The organism is Mesorhizobium sp. BH1-1-4, from assembly GCF_020165665.1.
Taxonomy (GTDB): domain Bacteria; phylum Pseudomonadota; class Alphaproteobacteria; order Rhizobiales; family Rhizobiaceae; genus Mesorhizobium.
In genome coordinates this window covers 64367-81473 of the sequence record NZ_JAIUIN010000016.1, presented here as the reverse complement: position 1 = coordinate 81473, position 17107 = coordinate 64367, and the positions used below count along the sequence as shown (strand labels likewise).

Sequence of the window (17107 nt, the reverse complement as noted above, 5' to 3'; positions counted from 1 at the left end):
ATGCGATATGGTGTTTTGCCACTCGCCTCCTGCATCACCGCACTCGTCTGCGGATGACCGTCGCCAGCGCCAAAGTGGCGCAGATCGCGCCAAGCGTGAGCGGTAGGCCACCGGCGCCGAGCCCGTCCATAACGCCGCCGGTGAGCGGTGGGACCAGAATGCCGCCGACGCCCCACATCAGGGAAAATGCCGCATTGCCGGCAACCAGCGCCGAGCCGGTGAAGCGCTCGCCAAGCTCGATGATCGACATCGTGTAGATGCCGTAGGACACCGCGCCCCAGACGAAGACGCAGGGCCAGATCAGCGGCGTTTCGATCAGCACAGGCAGGAGCGCGCAGCCGCCCAGCGTCAGCAAGACGCAGAGGAAGCGCACCAGGCGGGCCGTCAGCCGTTCGGCCAGCAGGCCAAGCGGCACCTGCATGGCAATGTTGCCGGCGATCATGACAGACAACAGCGCCGACATGCGAGCCTCCGCGATGCCATGATACGTTCCATAGACAGGCAGCAGCGCCAGCACCGCCTGCTCGAAGCCGGCGGCCACGACCACCGCCGACAGAAGCAGCCAGGCAAGCGGCATGAAACCAATCACCGAAATCTGATGCCCGGCCTCGTCGACCCTGGGCAGGCGCGGCAGAACCGACGCCAGGCAAACGCCGCAGAGCACGAAAGCGCCAATCCCGACAAGGAATGGCGGCCAACCTTCCGTGCCGACGGCTAACAGACAAAGCGGGCCGGCAGCGAAACCGGCGGAAATGATCGTCGAATAGAGGCCCATGATGCGGCCGCGCCGGGCCGGCGGCGCCAGCGCGATCACCCAGATTTCGCTCAAGACATAGAGCGGGTTGGTCACCACGCCGATCAGGAAGCGCAGCGGAAACCAGAGATAGACGTTCTGCGTCCAGCCGATCAACGCCAGCACGATAGCCGAGAGTGCGGCACAGGTGAGCGCCGTGCGCCCTGCCCCGAACCGCCGCGCCAACGTTGGAATGATCGGCGACGAAACGATGAACCCGATCGGCGTCATTGCCGCCGACAGGCCGATGACAGCCGGCGAGACGCCCTGGCGCTGCAGGATGAAGCTCAGCAGCGGATAGGACAGGCCCTGCGCGATGGCGAACACAGACACCGTTGCGATCACGCCGGTGATCGCGGCCCACTGCATCGTCTCGTCGCTTTCGGTGTCCACCAAGTCCATCACCCCGTGCTGTCGCAGCCTTAGCGGTTCGCCCCGACGGCCGTAACCCCCGCATCCCGAACCGACGCTCGGCTCCAGCCAAACCCTGTCAGGAGCCTTTGCGGCTGGCCGACCTGTAAAGCGCGAAGGCGACCAGCAGAGCGTCGAGGCCAATGATCACGGTCGGCAATCCCAGTGGTCCGATCGCCTGCATCAACAGGCCCGCGCCCGGTGGACCGACAATGCCGCCAACGCCCCACAGCAAGGCGAAAGCCGCATTGCCGGTGACCAGCAGCGAGCCCCTGAAGCGGCTGCCGAGTTCGACCAGCGCCATCGTGTAGACGCCGTAGCCGACCGCGCCCATTACCAGAAGCACGCCCCAGATCAGCGGTGTGGTGATCAGCAGCGGCAGCAAAACAGCGCAAACGGTCGTCGCCACCGCGCAGGCCAGGATCATCGATCGGCCACCGAAGCGTTCGGCGAGCAGGCCAAGCGGGATCTGCAAAAGGATGTTACCCAGCGACAGCGCCATCACCAGCGCGGCAAGCACGGCCTCGGCCAGGCCGTAGCCGGCGCCGAAAACCGGGACGAGCGCATAGGTGCTTTGCTGGACGGCGGCCGAGACCAGCACCGCCAGCAGCAGCGCCGGCGCCAGCCGGGCAAACCCGACAAAACTTCCCGGCGGCTGGCCGTCATCCTCGAACCCGGCGAGCTTCGAGGAGACAAGGCGTAGAATGATTGCGCATAGCACAAAGCCGCCAATGCCGACGCTGAAAGGCGCCCAGCCGTCGATGCCGACAAAAGTCAGGGTAAATGGGCCCGCCGCGTAGCCGGCGCCCATCAGTGTGTTGAAGACGCCCATGACACGCCCGCGCCGCGACGGCGGTGCCAGGGACAGCGCCCAGACTTCGCCCAGCACATAGAGCGGGTTGATGACGATGCCGATGATGAAGCGGATGATGTACCAGGCCACCCAGTTCTGCAGATAACCGATGCCCAGGAAGCACAGCGCTCCGATCAGCGAGCATCCGACCGCCAGGTTTCGCGCACCGACCAGCCGAACCGCCGCCGGCACGAAGGAAGCCGACAGGATCAGCCCGACCGGCATCATCGCCGCCGACAGGCCGATCAGCCCTGGCGACATGCCTTGCTTCTGCATCAGCAGCGTGAACAGCGGCGAGCTCAGCCCTTGCGCCGCGCCGAACATGGCAAGTGCCGCGGTGACGCCGGCGAGCGCCGACCACTGCGTTCCCGCTTCGCCTTCGCTCGAGCCGGTTGCGACCATGTCTTCATCCAGGTGGGGTGCCGGCAGACCTCCCGGCCGGCAAGCATGACCAGCTACAGGGTCGATCGGGGGAATGAAAGGGCCGGCGGGGAATATCCGCTTGCGCCAACGATGCGGCCGCCGCGCGGCTGCCGTTCGGGCATGTCGCTTCCCTCGCCCTAGTGGTCGCCGCCTCCGCAATGGCCGGCGGGCCGTCGGTCCATTATGCCGCCCGCTATCGCACCGTACGAGGACCATCATGACCGCCGCCCTACAATCTGCAGAACCGGCTCCGGGACCCGACCGTGCCCGCCGTGGCGGTCGCGCCGGAAAGCGCGCCGGTGGCTCGGCCGCGTTCGAGCAGCCGGCTTTCCGCCAGCTGAAAAACCCGCTGCAGCCGACGAAGCTGGTCTCGGACGACGAGCTGGAATCGATCCACCTCGCCTCCTTGCGGGTGCTGAGGGAAATCGGCGTCGACGTGCTGCACGACGAAGCCCGCCGCATTATGAAGGCACATGGCGCCGATGTGCGCGAGGGCTCGGAGCGCGTTCGCTTCGACAGCGACATGATCCTCGATCTGGTGTCGAACTGCCCGTCCGAATTCACCATTCATGCCCGCAATCCCGCGCACAATGTGCGCTTCGGCGGCGACAATCTCATCATTTCGATGATGGCCTCGGCGCCCAATTGCTCCGACATCGATCGTGGCCGCCGGCCAGGCAACCAGCAGGACTATCGCAATTTCCTGCGGCTGGCCCAGATGCACAACATCCTGAACTGCACCGGCGGCTATCCTGTCGAGCCGACCGATATCCACCCGTCGGTCCGCCACCTCGAATGCATCCGCGACCTCGCCACGCTGACCGACAAGGTGTTCCACATCTATTCGCTCGGCAAGGAGCGTAATGTCGACGGCATCGAGATCACTCGCATCGCGCGCGGCATCAGCCACGAGCAGCTGCTCGCCGAACCGTCCGTCTTCACCATTATCAACACCAATTCACCGCTCAAGCTCGACGTGCCGATGATGGAAGGCATCATCCAGATGTCGAGCAAAGGCCAGGTCGTCATCGTCACGCCCTTCACCCTGTCGGGCGCCATGGCGCCGGTCACCATCGCCGGCGCGCTGGTGCAGCAGAATGCCGAGGCGCTGTCTGGCATCGCGTTCGCCCAGATGGTGCGCAAGGGCGCTCCCGTCGGCTATGGTGGCTTCACCTCCAATGTCGACATGAAGTCCGGTTCACCGGCCTTCGGCACGCCCGAATATATGAAGGCGCAGCTTGTCGGCGGCCAGCTTGCCCGCCGCTACAATATCCCCTACCGCACCTCCAACACCTGCGCCGCCAACACGGTCGACGCGCAGGCCGCCTATGAGAGCGTGTTCTCGCTGTGGGGCGCCATCCAGGGCGGCGGCAATTTGATGATGCACGCCGCAGGCTGGCTCGAGGGTGGCCTGCGCTGCTCCTACGAAAAGACCATTCTGGACATCGACCTGTTGCAGATGGTGGCCGAATTCCTGACCCCGCTCGACCTCTCCGATGAAGCGCTTGGCTTCGACGCCATCCAGTCGGTCGGCCCCGGCGGCCACTTCTTCGGCACCCAGCACACGCAGGATCGCTACAAGACCGCCTTCTATTCGCCCATCCTGTCGGACTGGCGCAATTTCGAAACCTGGGCCGAGGCCGGCTCGCCGACGGCGCTGGAAAAGGCCAACAAGGTCTGGAAGGAACGGCTGGCCTCCTATGACGAGCCCTACATGGACCCGGCGATCCGCGAGGAGCTCAACGCCTTCGTCCAGAAGCGCACCGCCGAAGGCGGCGCGCCTACCGATTTTTGATCATACGCCGAAGTAAACTTTGACTTCCAAAGTCGAGGCTCGCTCGCGGCGAACTGACCCAACAGATTCAATCTCTTCAAAAACGGACCTATCTTCATGAAATCTCATGTAAAAGCAGTTGTGATCGGCGGCGGCGTCGTCGGCTGCTCGGTGCTCTATCACCTGGCCAAGGCCGGCTGGACCGACATCATGCTCATCGAACGGTCCGAGCTGACTTCCGGCTCGTCCTGGCACGCGGCGGGCGGCTTCCATACGCTGAACGGCGATCCGAACGTCGCCAAGCTGCAGGCCTACACCGTCCAGCTCTACAAGGAGATCGAGGAGATTTCCGGCCAATCCTGCTCGCTGCACCTGACTGGCGGCGTGATGATGGCCGATACGCCGGAGCGCATGGATTTCCTGCGCCTTGCCCACGCCAAGGGCCGCTATCTCGGCATGGACACCGAACTGATCACGCCGTCCGAGGCCAAGGCGATGTTCCCGCTGATGGACGAGACCAATTTCGTCGGCGCCATGTGGGATCCGGTCGAGGGCCATCTCGACCCCTCCGGTACCACCATCGCCTACTCCAAGGCGGCCAAGAAACTCGGTGCCGAGATCGTGCTGCGCAACCGCGTCGTCGACCTGACGCAGCAGCCGGACGGCACCTGGAACGTCGTCACCGAACAGGGCACGGTCCACGCCGAGCATGTCGTCAACTGCGGCGGCCTGTGGGCGCGCGAGATCGGCCGCATGGTCGGCGTCGAGCTGCCCGTGCTGGCCATGGAGCACATGTACCTCTTGACCGAGCCGATGCCGGAAGTCGAGGAGTTCAACAAGTCGACCGGCCGCGAGATGATCGGCGTGCTCGACTTCAAGGGCGAAATCTACACCCGCCAGGAGCGCAACGGCATCCTGCTCGGCACTTACGAGAAGGCCTGCAAGCCGTGGTCGCCGGTCAACACGCCATGGGATTTCGGCCATGAACTGCTGCCGCCGGACCTCGACCGCATCGCGCCGTCGCTGGAGATCGGCTTCAAGCATTTCCCCGGCATCGAAAAGGCCGGCATCAAGCAGATCATCAACGGCCCCTTCACCTTCGCGCTCGACGGCAATCCGCTGGTCGGTCCGGTGCAGGGCCTGACCAACTTCTGGTGCGCCTGCGCCGTCATGGCCGGCTTCAGCCAGGGCGGCGGTGTCGGCCTGGCTCTCTCCAATTGGATGGTCCACGGCGATCCGGGCTTCGACGTCTGGGGCATGGATGTGGCCCGCTTTGGCGAGTGGGCCGGCCTGCGCTACACCAACGCCAAGGTGCGCGAAAACTATTCGCGCCGCTTCTCGATCCGCTTCCCCAACGAGGAACTGCCGGCGGCACGCCCGGCGCAGACGACACCACTCTACGACACCATGCTCGCAAACAACGCCGTGATGGGCGACTCCTGGGGTCTTGAGACGCCACTCTGGTTCGCGCCGAAGGGCGAAGAGCCGAAAGACATCGTCTCCTTCCACCGCTCCAACGACTTTGGGCCGATCGGCGAGGAAGTGCGCGCTACCCGTGAAAAGGTCGGCGTCACCGAAATCGCCAACTTCGCCAAATACGAAGTGTCGGGCCCGGGCGCGGAGGATTTCCTCAACCGGCTGATGACCAACCGCATGCCGAAGACCGGCCGCATCGTGCTGACGCCGATGATCAACGAATTCGGCAAGCTGATCGGCGACTTCACCATCGCCAAGGCCGGTGAAGACCGCTTCATGATCTGGGGCTCGTCGGCGGCACAGAAATACCACATGCGCTGGTTCGAAAAGCACCTGCCGAAGGACGGTTCGGTCCGCATCCATCGTTTCGACCAGACGCTGGTCGGCCTCTCGATCGCCGGGCCGAGCGCGCGGGATCTGCTGCAAAAGCTCGTGGATACGGACGTCTCGACCAAGGCCTTCCGCTTCATGGATTTCCGCGAAATGGCTGTCGGCGGCGCACCCTGCCTGGTCAACCGCATCACCTACACCGGCGACCTCGGCTACGAAATCTGGATGGCGCCGGCCTACGAACGCCTGGTCTATAAGGCGATCAAGGATGCCGGCGAGGAATTCGGCATCGTCGATTTCGGCATGCGCGCGCTGCTGTCGATGCGCCTGGAAAAGAACTTTCCGACCTGGTTCCGCGAGCTGCGGCCGATCTACGGCCCGTTCGAGGGCTCGATGGACCGCTTCATCAAGCTGGAGAAGAACGATTTCATTGGCCGCGACGCCGCCGCCAAGGAGCATGCCGACGGACCAAAGCTGCGCCGCGTCTCCTTCATCGTCGATGCGGCGGATGCCGACGTGATGGGCGATGAGCCGATCTGGGCCAAGGTCAGCAAGGATTACGGCACGGTTGAAAAGCCGCATGGTTACGGCGCGCCGCGCTTCGACACGTCAGGCAAGGAAGTCCGTGGCTCCAACGCCGCCGAAGGCGCGTCCGCCGTGCGCGGCATCGTTGACGGCGACTGGCGCGTGGTCGGCTGGGTGACGTCGGGCGGCTATGCGCATTACGTGCAAAAGTCGATGGCGCAAGGCTATGTGCCGGCCGCCCTTGCCGAGGATGAAAGCGCGGGCCTGTTCGAGATCGAGATTCTTGGATCTCGGCGCCCGGCCCGCATCAATGTCGAGGCGCCTTTCGACCCGAGCGGCGAGAAGATGCGGAGCTGAGGTTTCAGCCATGGATAGCGCGGCGCCAAAGGGAAGCTTCGGCCGCCATCGCAAGATCATGCCGTTCGAGCCGGGCTCGATCGAGGCGCTGCGCGACGCCTCCCGCGAGAAGGCGTCGTCGCTCAACCAGCATGTGCTGGGCTATGGTGCCCAGGCTGAGGCGGAATGGGCGGAGGCAGGCATTGCCGCCCCCGACTTGGCCGAAATGCGGCAATACCGGCTGTCGCGCATTCGCGCCGAGCTGAAGCGCCGCGGCTATGCCGGCGCCCTGCTCTACGACCCCGTCAATATCCGCTATGCCACCGACTCGACCAACATGCAGCTGTGGGTGGCGCACAACCCGACGCGGCATTGTTTCGTCGCCACCGAAGGTCCGGTGGTGCTGTTCGACTATTTTTCCTGCGAGCATCTTTCCGACCACTCAGGTGTCGTCGATGAAGTCCGCCCCGCCATTTCATGGATGTATCTCTATGGTGGCGAACTGACCGAGCAGAAGGTTCGGCGCTGGGCATCCGGCATCGCCGATCTGGTCCGGGAACATGGCGGCGGTAACAGCCGCATCGCCGTCGATCACATCAACCCGGAGGGCGTCGAGGAGTTGGCGCGCCTTGGCGTTTCCATCGGCAACGGCGAAGCGGTGATGGAAAATGCCCGCCTGATCAAGTCGCCGGATGAAATCCTCGCTATGCGCCGCGCGATCGTCGCCTGCGAGGCGGCGATGGGCGAGATGGAGCAGGCGCTCAAGCCCGGCATTTCCGAGAACGAATTGTGGGCTGAACTGCATCGTGGCAACATCGCGCGCGGCGGCGAATGGATCGAGACGCGGCTGCTGACGTCGGGACCGCGCACCAATCCCTGGTTCCAGGAATGCTCCTCGCGTATCATCGAAGCGGGTGATCTCGTCGCCTTCGACACCGACCTGATCGGCCCCTACGGCTTCTGCGCCGATCTATCACGCACCTGGCTGTGCGGTGATACAAAGCCGACAAATGAACAGCGCGACCTGTTCCGCATCGCCGCCGATCAGATCGAACACAACACGGCACTGATGCAGCCCGGCACCTCGTTCCGCGACCTCGTAGAGCGCTCAGCGGTGCCGCCGGGGGACTGTTTCCCCACCCGTTACGGCGTGCTCTACCACGGCGTTGGGCTGGCCGACGAATATCCGACCTTGCCGCATGCCAACGACTGGACCCCGGACACGCCGGACGGCTTGCTGGAGCCAGGCATGGTGCTGTGCGTGGAGAGCTATATCGGGCGACTTGGTGGCCGCGAAGGCGTCAAGATCGAGGAGCAGATCCTGATCACCAAGACCGGCAACGAAAAACTTTCAACCTACCCGTTGGACGAGAGGCTGCTCGGCTAGCCCGGCAAGCGCTTCGCGCATCGCCCGCACGGTCTTTTCCGGCGTCGTTTTCGCGGTGATGAACGGCAGACCTTTGCGCCGGGCTGTCCAGCCGACGATCACGACTTTGCGCGCCGCCGGCTCGAAGCGCCGTGCCAACGCCCAGCTTTCGCAATCGATAGCGGCGACATCCGCCCTGCCTTCGGCGACCGCCACGATCGAGTCGCGATGGCCGCCGCTTTCGCCACTCGATGAAAATATGTCCAGCTTTTCGCCGACCGCTTCCAGGTCGCGCGTCAGCGCGATGATGCCCGACATGGAATCGAGGCTGTTGAAGGTGAAGCGCTTCCCTCGGATGAGATCGAGCGGCAGCAAGGCCTTGCCGTCGGCGGGTGACCGAACCTCCGGCCCTTCGCCTGTCCGCATCACCAGGGCGCTGGAATAGAGCTCGCCCTCTCCGCCCTCATAGGCGCCATAGCTTGGCTGGCCGACCACCTGTACGTGTGCCGACAGGCCAAGCTCCATCGGTCCCCAGCAGGTCTGCGCGAACAGCAGTGCCGGATGCAGCCACAGCTTGTGGAAATCGAGTTCGTCCGGCGGCAATGTCGCGGGGTCCGGCGCGATGAGTTTCCCCTCCGCATCATGGACGCCGCCCCGCACTGGCGGCAGATCGCCATTGCGGCGCACGATGGTTTCAGGCGCATCGATACCCTTGCCCCGGAAAGCATCGCGCAACGACGCCCATTGCGCGTCGACCTCGTCGCGCACTTCAGGCCAGTCATACATCGGCAAAGCCGCAATCAATTCGCTCATGCCGATATCAAACCACCATGCCTGGATAAACGATCGCAAAAACGCGTCGCCCAATCCGAATTGGCCGACACAGGTCCGCGATGCGGCGGAAATTATTCCTTGGGCGGCTCGGCCGGGACCGGCACCGTGCCAAGCCCGTTGATGCTGCGCGCCCGCACACGCGGCTTGAACGCCCTGCCCGGCTCGGGTGCGCGCCGCAGAGCCGGATGCACGATCGGTTCCTTGGCCTTGAAGGCATAGGATTTTATGAGCGCGAAGTAGTTCGGGTAGGCGTAGCCATTGTTCATCCGCAGCCATTCCTCGCGCCGGTCGCGAAACAGCTTCGGCAGCCTGTACCAGGCGATGGTCGGGCTCTTGTGATGGACAAAGTGCAGATTGTTGTTGAGGAACAGGAATGACAGGGGCGAGCGCTCGATGATCACCGTGCGGCCTTCCGGATGCTCCGACCACTGATGCTCGGCATAGGTGCGGATCGAGATCAGCGACTGGCCGAGCCACACCGGCACCAGCACATAGAGCCAAAGCGGCATACCGAAACCGAACTGCACGACCGGCAGCACCACGGCAAGGCCGATCGCGTGTAGCAGCCAGGCCTTGCGGATCGCCTTGTCGCCGGCAATCACGTGCTTGGCGTCATCGATGAAGAAGCCGATGCAGGACAGCCACGGCCCCAGCACGAGGCGGCCGGCCATGGTGTTGTTGACCTTCAGCACGAATTTCATCAGCGCCGGCAATTCATCGTGATGCCACAGGGCCTTGTAGTAGCTCTCGGGATCGTCCAGCGGATCGGTCAGCCGCTCGTCGGCATGGTGACGCAGGTGAATGGTCTTGAAGCGGCGGAACGGCCAGGCAAGGCCGATCGGCAGGAAGACAAAGGCCTCGTTGACCAAAGCGTTGCGGGTCGGGTGACCATGCAGCACTTCATGCATGATCGACGATTGCAGGGCCAGCGTAACGGCCATGACGACCAGTGCGAGGATGGGATAAGATGGCCAGAGGAAAAGACCGGCGGCGAACCAGACTCCGTAACAGGCGAAAGCCAGAACCACGGTAGGCCATTCGATGGCCGGTCTGCCGCTTCGACGGATGCTCTTGCCTGCTACGCTTGCCATGCTATCGACCACTGTCCCTCAGTCGCCGGAACCCCAACTGGTTCCTGACAGCATTGTGTCAGGAGAAGTGATTCCACTCAACGCGACAAAGTGCACAAAATGTTGCGATTGCGCATTTTTGACCGCATATGTTGCACATTGTAAACGAACTTAGGGATTCATTTACGCCTGAGACGCCTTTTGAGGAGGCTTCGGCGCAAATTTTTCCTCCAGATGACGGAAGCACGGATATGGACAAGCGCGATCTGTCGACGATCTTTCGGGAGCGTCTGAAGCTCCTCCTGACACGGTCGGACCTCAACCAGTCGGCGTTCGCGTCAGCGGTCGGCATCGATCGGTCGGCGCTGTCGCAGCTCATGTCGGGCGCCTCGACACGCCTGCCGCGCGCCGAAACGCTGCTCAACATCGCCGCCGAGTTCAAGGTGTCGCTGGACTGGCTGCTTGGCCTCAGCCAGGACGAAGGCGTGACCGGCGAAATCCGCGAGAGCCTGGAGATCGAGGAGGCGCCCGATGGTTTCGACCGCACGCTGCTCGCCAAATGGTTCGCCGAGGCAGCTGGCACCAAGATCCGCTATGTCCCGGCCGGTATTCCCGATCTGCTGCGAACCCGCGCGCTCGTCGACTACGAGGCCAACATCACCAACAGGAGCCGCCTGGCGCAGGCCAGCGAAACGCAATACCGCATCGAGTACAACCGGCGGCCGGAAACCGACATGGAAGTCTGCATGCCGCGCCACACGCTGGAGATCTTCGCACGCGGCCTCGGCGTGTGGGACCGTTTCCCGGCGGCCGACCGCCAGCAGCAACTTGCCCATATGGCGACGCTGCTCGACGATCTCTATCCGACCTTCCGCCTGTTCCTCTATGACGGCCGTATGCGCTATTCCATCCCGCTGACCATCTTCGGCCCCTATCGCGCCGCCATCTATGTTGGTGACATGTATGTGGTGCTGAACGCCACGCAGCCGGTGCAGGCGCTGACCCAGCATTTCGACAATCTGATCCGTGCCGCCGACGTCAACCCGCACGAAGCGGCCGCCTTCGCCCGCAACCTGGCCGGCATGTCGTTCGCATCAGGCTCTGCCTGAGCTCGCCCGGCAGCGCAATTTCATTGACTAGACATAAAGACTTCTTTATATCGTTATTCGAATTCCCATATTCGAATTCCCATATTTGAATTCCCATATTTGAATTCCCGGCATGTTCGAATTCCAAGACATGAAAGCCAATCCGATGACGACGACCAATCCGATCGATGCGCTGCTGGCTGAAAAAGGTGTGCTGCTGGCCGATGGCGCCACGGGCACCAATCTGTTCGCCATGGGTCTGGAGGCCGGCGAGGCGCCGGAGCTGCTGAACGAAACCGCGCCCGACACCATCACCAGCCTGCACCAGAATTTCGTCGACGCCGGCGCCGACATCATCCTGACCAACTCCTTTGGCGGCACCCGCCACCGTCTCAAGCTCCACCATGCGCAGGACCGCGTGCACGCGCTGAACAAACGCGCCGCCGAGATCGCCCGCGCCGTCGCCGACAAGGCCGGCCGCAAGGTTATCGTCGCCGGTTCGGTCGGCCCGACCGGCGAATTGCTGGTGCCGCTTGGCGCCATGACCTATGACGAGGCGGTCGATGCCTTCGCCGAGCAGATCGAGGGTCTCAAGGAAGGCGGCGCCGAAGTCGCCTGGATCGAGACCATGTCGGCGCCCGACGAGATCCGCGCCGCGGCGGAAGCCGCCATCCGCGTCGGCCTGCCCTACACCTATACCGGCTCGTTCGACACCGCCGGCCGCACCATGATGGGCCTGCTGCCGAAAGACATCCACGGCGTCGCCGATGGCCTGTCGCAGGCACCGCTCGGCGTTGGCGCCAATTGTGGTGTCGGCGCCTCCGACATCCTGGCCTCGCTGCTCGATATGACGCAGGCAAAGCCGGACGCGACCGTCATCGTCAAGGGCAATTGCGGCATTCCCGAATTCCGTGGCACCGAGATCCATTATTCCGGCACGCCGGAACTGATGGCCGACTATGTCCGGCTCGCCGTGGATGGCGGAGCCAAGATCATTGGCGGCTGCTGCGGCACCTCGTTCCAGCATCTCGCCGCCATGCGCAAGGCGCTCGACGCCCACACCAGGGCGGATCGTCCGACTGTAGCGGCAATTGTCGAGCGCATCGGCCCGATGCGCAACAAGGTGGCGACCGAAAACACCGCCGAGACCAGCGAAGCCCGCCGCGAGCGCCGCCGCGGCCGTGCCTGAAGCGCTTCTTGGCGTTTATTCGCTGTTGTCGGCGTAGCTTGACTGCGCCGACTTGAAATCGACGACATTGTCGCCGCGCATAGTCGCTAGCGCACCCGAGGCGCCCGGATCGGTAATCTGCTCCAGCATGGCGCGGAAGCGGTCATTGGTCAGCGCCGACATGGCGGTCTGACGCGCCTGCGAAACGTCGTTGCTGATGCGTCTCGATTCGGCTGACGGGGCTGATGAAACCGCCGAAGCATCGCGTGCCGGCGGAGTAGAGTTGGCGATGGTCGTGATCTGCAATTCCGGCTCCCTCAAGCCTTAGACATGCCCGGAGTAGCGAGAGGACATTGCGATCCGGTACCGGAAATGCAGCGCAATTTAACGATCCCGCGCGCCGCCCCCAGGATCTGTTGAGATTCAGGTCAGGCCGAGCCGAAAACAGTGACTTTCGAGAACCGGAGCGGAGCGTACATAAGTACGTGAGCACCGGAAGCGCCGAAAGCCACTGTTTGCTGGCCGGCATCACCTGAATATCAATAGATCCAAAAAAGGCCGGCAAGGGAAACATTCCCTCGCCGGCCTGCCTCACCCGCCCGTAGGCCGGTTCCACCTATCAGAACGACCCCCGTCTGAAAGGAACCGGCCGTATTGCCACTACCGATTACCGCCCAGCGCCGAGGCAAGGCGCACAAGCGAAAGGAACTCTGACCTGTACCCAAACGGGTCGGCTCCTCGGGCGGCGGTGGCAATCTCCATGATCTTGTCGTAGCCGAACTTCGCGGTCGCATCCTCGTCGCGCAGCTTCTGGCCGAAGGCCGCGACCGCGACGGAGAAACGCTGGTCGGTGCTGGCCTGATCGAAGGACGCCACCTCGTTGGCCGAGGTCACCGGCGTGGTGATCAGCTTCGAGACGTCCTCGTTGGGCAGCTTGTAGCGGATCTTGACGAAGGCATATTCGTCCGCATTGGCGACGCCGCCATTGTTCACCGTGGCCTGGCCATAGCGCAGCGGGTCGATCTGCTCGCCACCGCTGCCCTTCGGCGTGATCTCGTAGATCGCGGTGACCGAATGGCCCGAGCCGATATCGCCGGCATCGACGCGGTCATTGTTGAAATCCTCGCGGTTGAGTGCCCGGGTCTCATAGCCGATCAGCCGGTATTCCGAGACCTTGTCCGGGTTGAACTCGACCTGGATCTTGACGTCCTTGGCGATGGTGAACAGCGTCGAGGACGCATCCTCGACCAGCACCTTCTCGGCCTCGGCCAGCGTGTCGATATAGGCGGCGGTGCCGTTGCCGTTCTGGGCGATGGTCTGCATCATCTGATCGTTGAGATTGCCGCGGCCGAAGCCGAACACCGACAGGAACACGCCGGTCTTGCGCTCGCTTTCGATCAGCCGCTTCAGGTCGTCGTCATCGGTCTGGCCGACATTGAAGTCGCCGTCCGTGGCCAGCATCACCCGGTTGACGCCGTCCTTGACGAAGGATTTTTGCGCCAACCTATAGGCTTCCTTGATGCCCGCTTCGCCGGCCGTGCTGCCACCGGGCTGCAGATTGTCGATGGCGCTGAGAATCTTGTCCTTCTCGGACGCCTTGGTCGGCTCCAGCACCGTGCCGGCATTACCGGCATAGGTGACGATCGAGATGGTATCGTCCGCCTTGAGCTTACTGACCAGCAGCCGGAAAGCAGACTTGAGCAGCGGCAGCTTGTCCGGCTCGTCCATCGAGCCTGACACGTCGATCAGGAACACCAGATTGGCCTTCGGCTGCTCGGTCGGCTTGATGTCGAAGCCCTTGATGGCGACGTGCATCAGCTTGGTGTGATTGTTCCATGGCGTCGGCATGATGCTGACGGTCGAGTTGAACGGCGTCGATGCCTGGTCCGGCCCCTTCCAGTCATAGGGGAAGTAGTTGATCATCTCCTCGACACGCACCGTATCGGCCTGCGGCAGGTAGCCCTGCTTCAGCGAGGCGCGCACGAAGGAATAGGACGCGGTGTCGACGTCGATCGAGAAGGTCGAGACCGGGTCCTCCAATGCTGCGCGCACCGGATTGGTCTTGAAATCCTGGACGCGATCACGGTTTTCTTCCTGCGGTGCGATCTGATCCGCCGGCATGGTGGCAGGCTGCTGCTGCACCATCAGCTTGGATTCCGCGCTCGGCATGCGGGCGACCCGCGACGTGCTGGGCGCGGCGGCGCCATCCAGCGCCAATTCGCCGCGCGGCGCCGGCGGTGCCGGCTCGGCCACCATGCCGCGCCCCAGCGCATCCTGCTGTGCGGTTCCGCCGGCAATGGTGGATTCGGACTTCGGCGGCGCCTGCGGCGCGACCAGAACTTGCGTAGCATCGCGGCTTTCAACGTCCGCGTCGGCTTTCTTGTCCTTCTCCAGCGCGGTGGGAGCCTGTTTCGGCTCGACGGTGGCCGGCTTCAGTGTCGCCGGCTTGTCGGCCAGCGTCTCGGTGATCTTCTCGTCGCCGCCGAAAGGCGACGGCTGTTCCCTCAGCATATGGAAGGTGGCGTATCCGGCGATCGGCAGGGCGACGAGCCCGGCAAGGGCCGGCGTGGCAATGAGTTTCTTTTGCATGATCTCGCTCCAGAGCTTTTGTGCTCGCTCTGTGAGACGAAGCCCGCCAACCGATCCTTGGGTGACAGCGGAAATATTTTCTTCATCGTAGGCGCGCAGCGCGGCCTCGAAGGCACGCGCCTTCGCGCTCTCGCCCGGCGCCGGTACCGCTGCGTCGCGCAGCTTTCTCAGTTCGTTGTCGTCGACCATGGTCACACTTCCCCGGCTGAACGCATCAACGTCTTCAGCCGTTTCTTCGCTTCATGGATGTGCCAGGAAACCGTCGTGTCCGAGATCGCCATAGCCTCGGCGGCGGCCGCGTGGCTCAAGCCTTCGCCGTAGACAAGCATCACGGCGTCGCGCTGCTTGTCCGGCAATTGCCGCACCGCCGCCCACAGGGCTTCGGCTGGATCCTCGCTCTCTGCCGGGGCTTCGCCCGAAATCAGCGCATGGACGCCATAAGCCTCGGTCTTGACCGTCTCGCGCTGGGTCTTGCGCATCATGTCACGCGCCGCGTTCATCGTCACGGAATAGAGCCATGTGGTGAACGCGCCGCCGCCGCGATAATCGCGGATCGCCTTGCCCAGCCGGACACAGACTTCCTGGGCGATGTCCTCGGCATCGGCCTTCCTGCCGCACCAGCGATAGGCGGCGCGATAGACGAAGTCGTAGTGACGCTCCAGCAATGTGCCGAAGGCTCCCCTGTCTCCGCCCTTCGCCCGCCCGATCAGTTCGGCGTCGGAGGCTTCGCTCTCATCCAGCATCATCGCCATCATCTGCCTGTTGGACGAAGGCTAATGGCTAATCCTTGGGGTGATGGAAAGATTTTTTTCGGGAGCAGGGATTCGGGCGCACAACAGGTGTGTTGAGATTGAGGTCAGGCCGGTCTCACCTGAGTATCAACACGCCTGGCCCGCCGCCCACCCCGACGACCATGCCCACTGGAAATTATAGCCGCCGAGCCAGCCGGTGACGTCGACGACTTCGCCGATGAAGAACAGGCCAGGCACCGACTTCGCCTGCATGGTCTTCTGGTCGAGGCCGTTGGTGTCGACCCCGCCAAGCGTCACTTCGGCCGTACGGTAGCCTTCCGAGCCGGCTGGCTTGATGCGCCAGTCGTTGACCGCGGCCTCGACGGTTTTGATCTGGGCCTCGGAAAGATCGGCGAGGTTGCCGTCGAGCCCGGTTCGCTCGGCTATCGCCTGGGCAAGCCGTTTCGGCAAATGATTTGCAAGCACCGTCTGCACAGCTTGCCGGCCATTGCCACGCTTGGCGGCGCGGACGAGCTCAGCCACATCCGTGCCGGGCAGCATGGCGATGCGGATTTCATCACCCTCGCGCCAGTAGGAGGAGATCTGGAGGATGGATGGCCCGCTGACGCCGCGATGCGTGAACAGCATGGCTTCGGAAAACCGCGCCTTGCCGCAGGCAATCTCGGCGTCGACGGCATTGCCGGCCAATGGCGCCAGCCGCTCGAGCGTCTTGGCGTCGAAGGTCAGCGGCACCAGGGCCGGCCGCGTTTCGACGATGGCAAGGCCGAACCGCTCGGCAAGCTCGTAGCCGAAGCCCGTCGCCCCCATCTTGGGGATCGACTTGCCGCCGCACGCCACCACCAGGGACCGGCAAGAGACCGAGCCGGTGGAAAGCCTGAGTTCAAACCCTTCCTCGGTTTTGCTGACAGCCTCAACGGAAGTCGACAATGCCAGCTCCGCGCCCCTGCCCTGCATTTCCGAAACCAGCATGTCGATGATCTGGCGCGCCGAGCCGTCGCAAAACAGCTGCCCCAATGTCTTCTCGTGATAGGCAACGCCGTGACGCTCGACGAGCGCAATGAAGTCGCGTTGGGTATAGCGGCTGAGCGCCGAGATGCAGAAATGCGGATTCCGCGAGATGAAATTCTTCGGGCTCGTATGGATGTTGGTGAAATTGCACCGACCGCCGCCGGAGATGCGGATTTTTTCGCCGGGTGCCGCCGCATGATCGAGGATGAGCACCGAACGGCCGCGCTTGGCGGCCTCCACGGCGCACATCATTCCGGCGGCGCCGGCGCCAATGATCACGACATCATAGGATTGCATCAGGCTGATCGTTT

13 protein-coding genes are annotated in these 17107 nt (G+C 63.5%); 5 read left to right on the top strand and 8 right to left on the bottom strand.

The window, feature by feature from the left end; genetic code table 11:
• Positions 1 to 34 precede the first annotated feature (34 nt).
• Complete coding sequence (locus LB569_RS23020) at positions 35 to 1195, bottom strand: MFS transporter (protein ID WP_224694215.1); 1161 nt, start codon at positions 1193 to 1195, stop codon at positions 35 to 37.
• An 88-nt stretch (positions 1196 to 1283) separates the two neighbouring features.
• On the bottom strand, positions 1284 to 2459 hold the full coding sequence (locus LB569_RS23015; protein WP_224535288.1) for an MFS transporter: 1176 nt from the start codon (positions 2457 to 2459) through the stop codon (positions 1284 to 1286).
• A 238-nt stretch (positions 2460 to 2697) separates the two neighbouring features.
• Here LB569_RS23015 and LB569_RS23010 point away from each other — a divergent pair, with 238 nt between their 5' ends.
• The 3 genes from LB569_RS23010 (at position 2698) to LB569_RS23000 (ending at position 8308) form a co-directional block, all read left to right on the top strand.
• The gene (locus LB569_RS23010; protein ID WP_140701695.1) at positions 2698 to 4275 is read left to right on the top strand and encodes a trimethylamine methyltransferase family protein; all 1578 of its coding nucleotides are present in this window, start codon (positions 2698 to 2700) and stop codon (positions 4273 to 4275) included.
• A 96-nt stretch (positions 4276 to 4371) separates the two neighbouring features.
• Positions 4372 to 6942, top strand: a complete 2571-nt coding sequence (locus LB569_RS23005) for an FAD-dependent oxidoreductase (protein ID WP_224694214.1) — start codon at positions 4372 to 4374, stop codon at positions 6940 to 6942.
• Positions 6943 to 6952: 10 nt separating this feature from the next.
• Positions 6953 to 8308 carry a M24 family metallopeptidase gene (locus tag LB569_RS23000; RefSeq protein ID WP_224694213.1) on the top strand — a complete coding sequence of 452 codons (1356 nt, stop codon included), beginning with the start codon at positions 6953 to 6955 and terminating at the stop codon, positions 8306 to 8308.
• Here LB569_RS23000 and LB569_RS22995 read toward each other — a convergent pair.
• Positions 8273 to 9100: a phosphate/phosphite/phosphonate ABC transporter substrate-binding protein gene (locus LB569_RS22995; protein WP_224694212.1), complete on the bottom strand. Its 828-nt coding sequence runs from the start codon at positions 9098 to 9100 to the stop codon at positions 8273 to 8275. The genes LB569_RS23000 and LB569_RS22995 overlap by 36 nt on opposite strands.
• Before the next feature lie 92 nt (positions 9101 to 9192).
• Positions 9193 to 10212 carry a fatty acid desaturase gene (locus LB569_RS22990; protein ID WP_224694211.1) on the bottom strand — a complete coding sequence of 340 codons (1020 nt, stop codon included), beginning with the start codon at positions 10210 to 10212 and terminating at the stop codon, positions 9193 to 9195.
• A 230-nt stretch (positions 10213 to 10442) separates the two neighbouring features.
• Between LB569_RS22990 and LB569_RS22985 the strand changes: the two genes are divergently transcribed.
• Complete coding sequence (locus LB569_RS22985) at positions 10443 to 11300, top strand: helix-turn-helix domain-containing protein (protein ID WP_140701699.1); 858 nt, start codon at positions 10443 to 10445, stop codon at positions 11298 to 11300.
• Between the two features lie 145 nt (positions 11301 to 11445).
• Entirely contained in the window at positions 11446 to 12468 is a 1023-nt protein-coding gene (gene bmt, locus LB569_RS22980) for a betaine--homocysteine S-methyltransferase (protein WP_224694247.1), read from the top strand.
• Between the two features lie 15 nt (positions 12469 to 12483).
• On the opposite strand, the gene LB569_RS22975 is transcribed toward bmt, so the two are convergent.
• From LB569_RS22975 to LB569_RS22960, 4 genes are all read right to left on the bottom strand, one after another.
• Positions 12484 to 12753, bottom strand: a complete 270-nt coding sequence (locus tag LB569_RS22975; RefSeq protein WP_181173544.1) for a hypothetical protein — start codon at positions 12751 to 12753, stop codon at positions 12484 to 12486.
• A gap of 354 nt (positions 12754 to 13107) precedes the next feature.
• A complete protein-coding gene (locus tag LB569_RS22970; protein ID WP_224694210.1) occupies positions 13108 to 15225 on the bottom strand; it encodes a VWA domain-containing protein in 2118 nt (705 codons plus the stop codon).
• Positions 15226 to 15227: 2 nt separating this feature from the next.
• Complete coding sequence (locus LB569_RS22965) at positions 15228 to 15788, bottom strand: RNA polymerase sigma factor (RefSeq protein ID WP_224694246.1); 561 nt, start codon at positions 15786 to 15788, stop codon at positions 15228 to 15230.
• 126 nt (positions 15789 to 15914) lie between these two features.
• Complete coding sequence (locus tag LB569_RS22960; RefSeq protein WP_224694209.1) at positions 15915 to 17093, bottom strand: NAD(P)/FAD-dependent oxidoreductase; 1179 nt, start codon at positions 17091 to 17093, stop codon at positions 15915 to 15917.
• Positions 17094 to 17107 lie beyond the last annotated feature (14 nt).

Excerpts from the sequence above, each read along its gene's own strand:
- LB569_RS23020 (WP_224694215.1), bottom strand. The coding sequence starts at position 1,195 with ATGGACTTGGTGGACACCGAAAGCGACGAGACGATGCAGTGGGCCGCG.
- LB569_RS23000 (WP_224694213.1), top strand. The coding sequence starts at position 6,953 with ATGGATAGCGCGGCGCCAAAGGGAAGCTTCGGCCGCCATCGCAAGATC.
- bmt (WP_224694247.1), top strand. The coding sequence starts at position 11,446 with ATGACGACGACCAATCCGATCGATGCGCTGCTGGCTGAAAAAGGTGTG.
- LB569_RS23010 (WP_140701695.1), top strand. The coding sequence starts at position 2,698 with ATGACCGCCGCCCTACAATCTGCAGAACCGGCTCCGGGACCCGACCGT.
- LB569_RS22985 (WP_140701699.1), top strand. The coding sequence starts at position 10,443 with ATGGACAAGCGCGATCTGTCGACGATCTTTCGGGAGCGTCTGAAGCTC.
- LB569_RS22990 (WP_224694211.1), bottom strand. The coding sequence starts at position 10,212 with ATGGCAAGCGTAGCAGGCAAGAGCATCCGTCGAAGCGGCAGACCGGCC.
- LB569_RS22960 (WP_224694209.1), bottom strand. The coding sequence starts at position 17,093 with ATGCAATCCTATGATGTCGTGATCATTGGCGCCGGCGCCGCCGGAATG.
- LB569_RS22970 (WP_224694210.1), bottom strand. The coding sequence starts at position 15,225 with ATGGTCGACGACAACGAACTGAGAAAGCTGCGCGACGCAGCGGTACCG.
- LB569_RS23015 (WP_224535288.1), bottom strand. The coding sequence starts at position 2,459 with ATGGTCGCAACCGGCTCGAGCGAAGGCGAAGCGGGAACGCAGTGGTCG.
- LB569_RS22995 (WP_224694212.1), bottom strand. The coding sequence starts at position 9,100 with ATGAGCGAATTGATTGCGGCTTTGCCGATGTATGACTGGCCTGAAGTG.
- LB569_RS22965 (WP_224694246.1), bottom strand. The coding sequence starts at position 15,788 with ATGGCGATGATGCTGGATGAGAGCGAAGCCTCCGACGCCGAACTGATC.
- LB569_RS23005 (WP_224694214.1), top strand. The coding sequence starts at position 4,372 with ATGAAATCTCATGTAAAAGCAGTTGTGATCGGCGGCGGCGTCGTCGGC.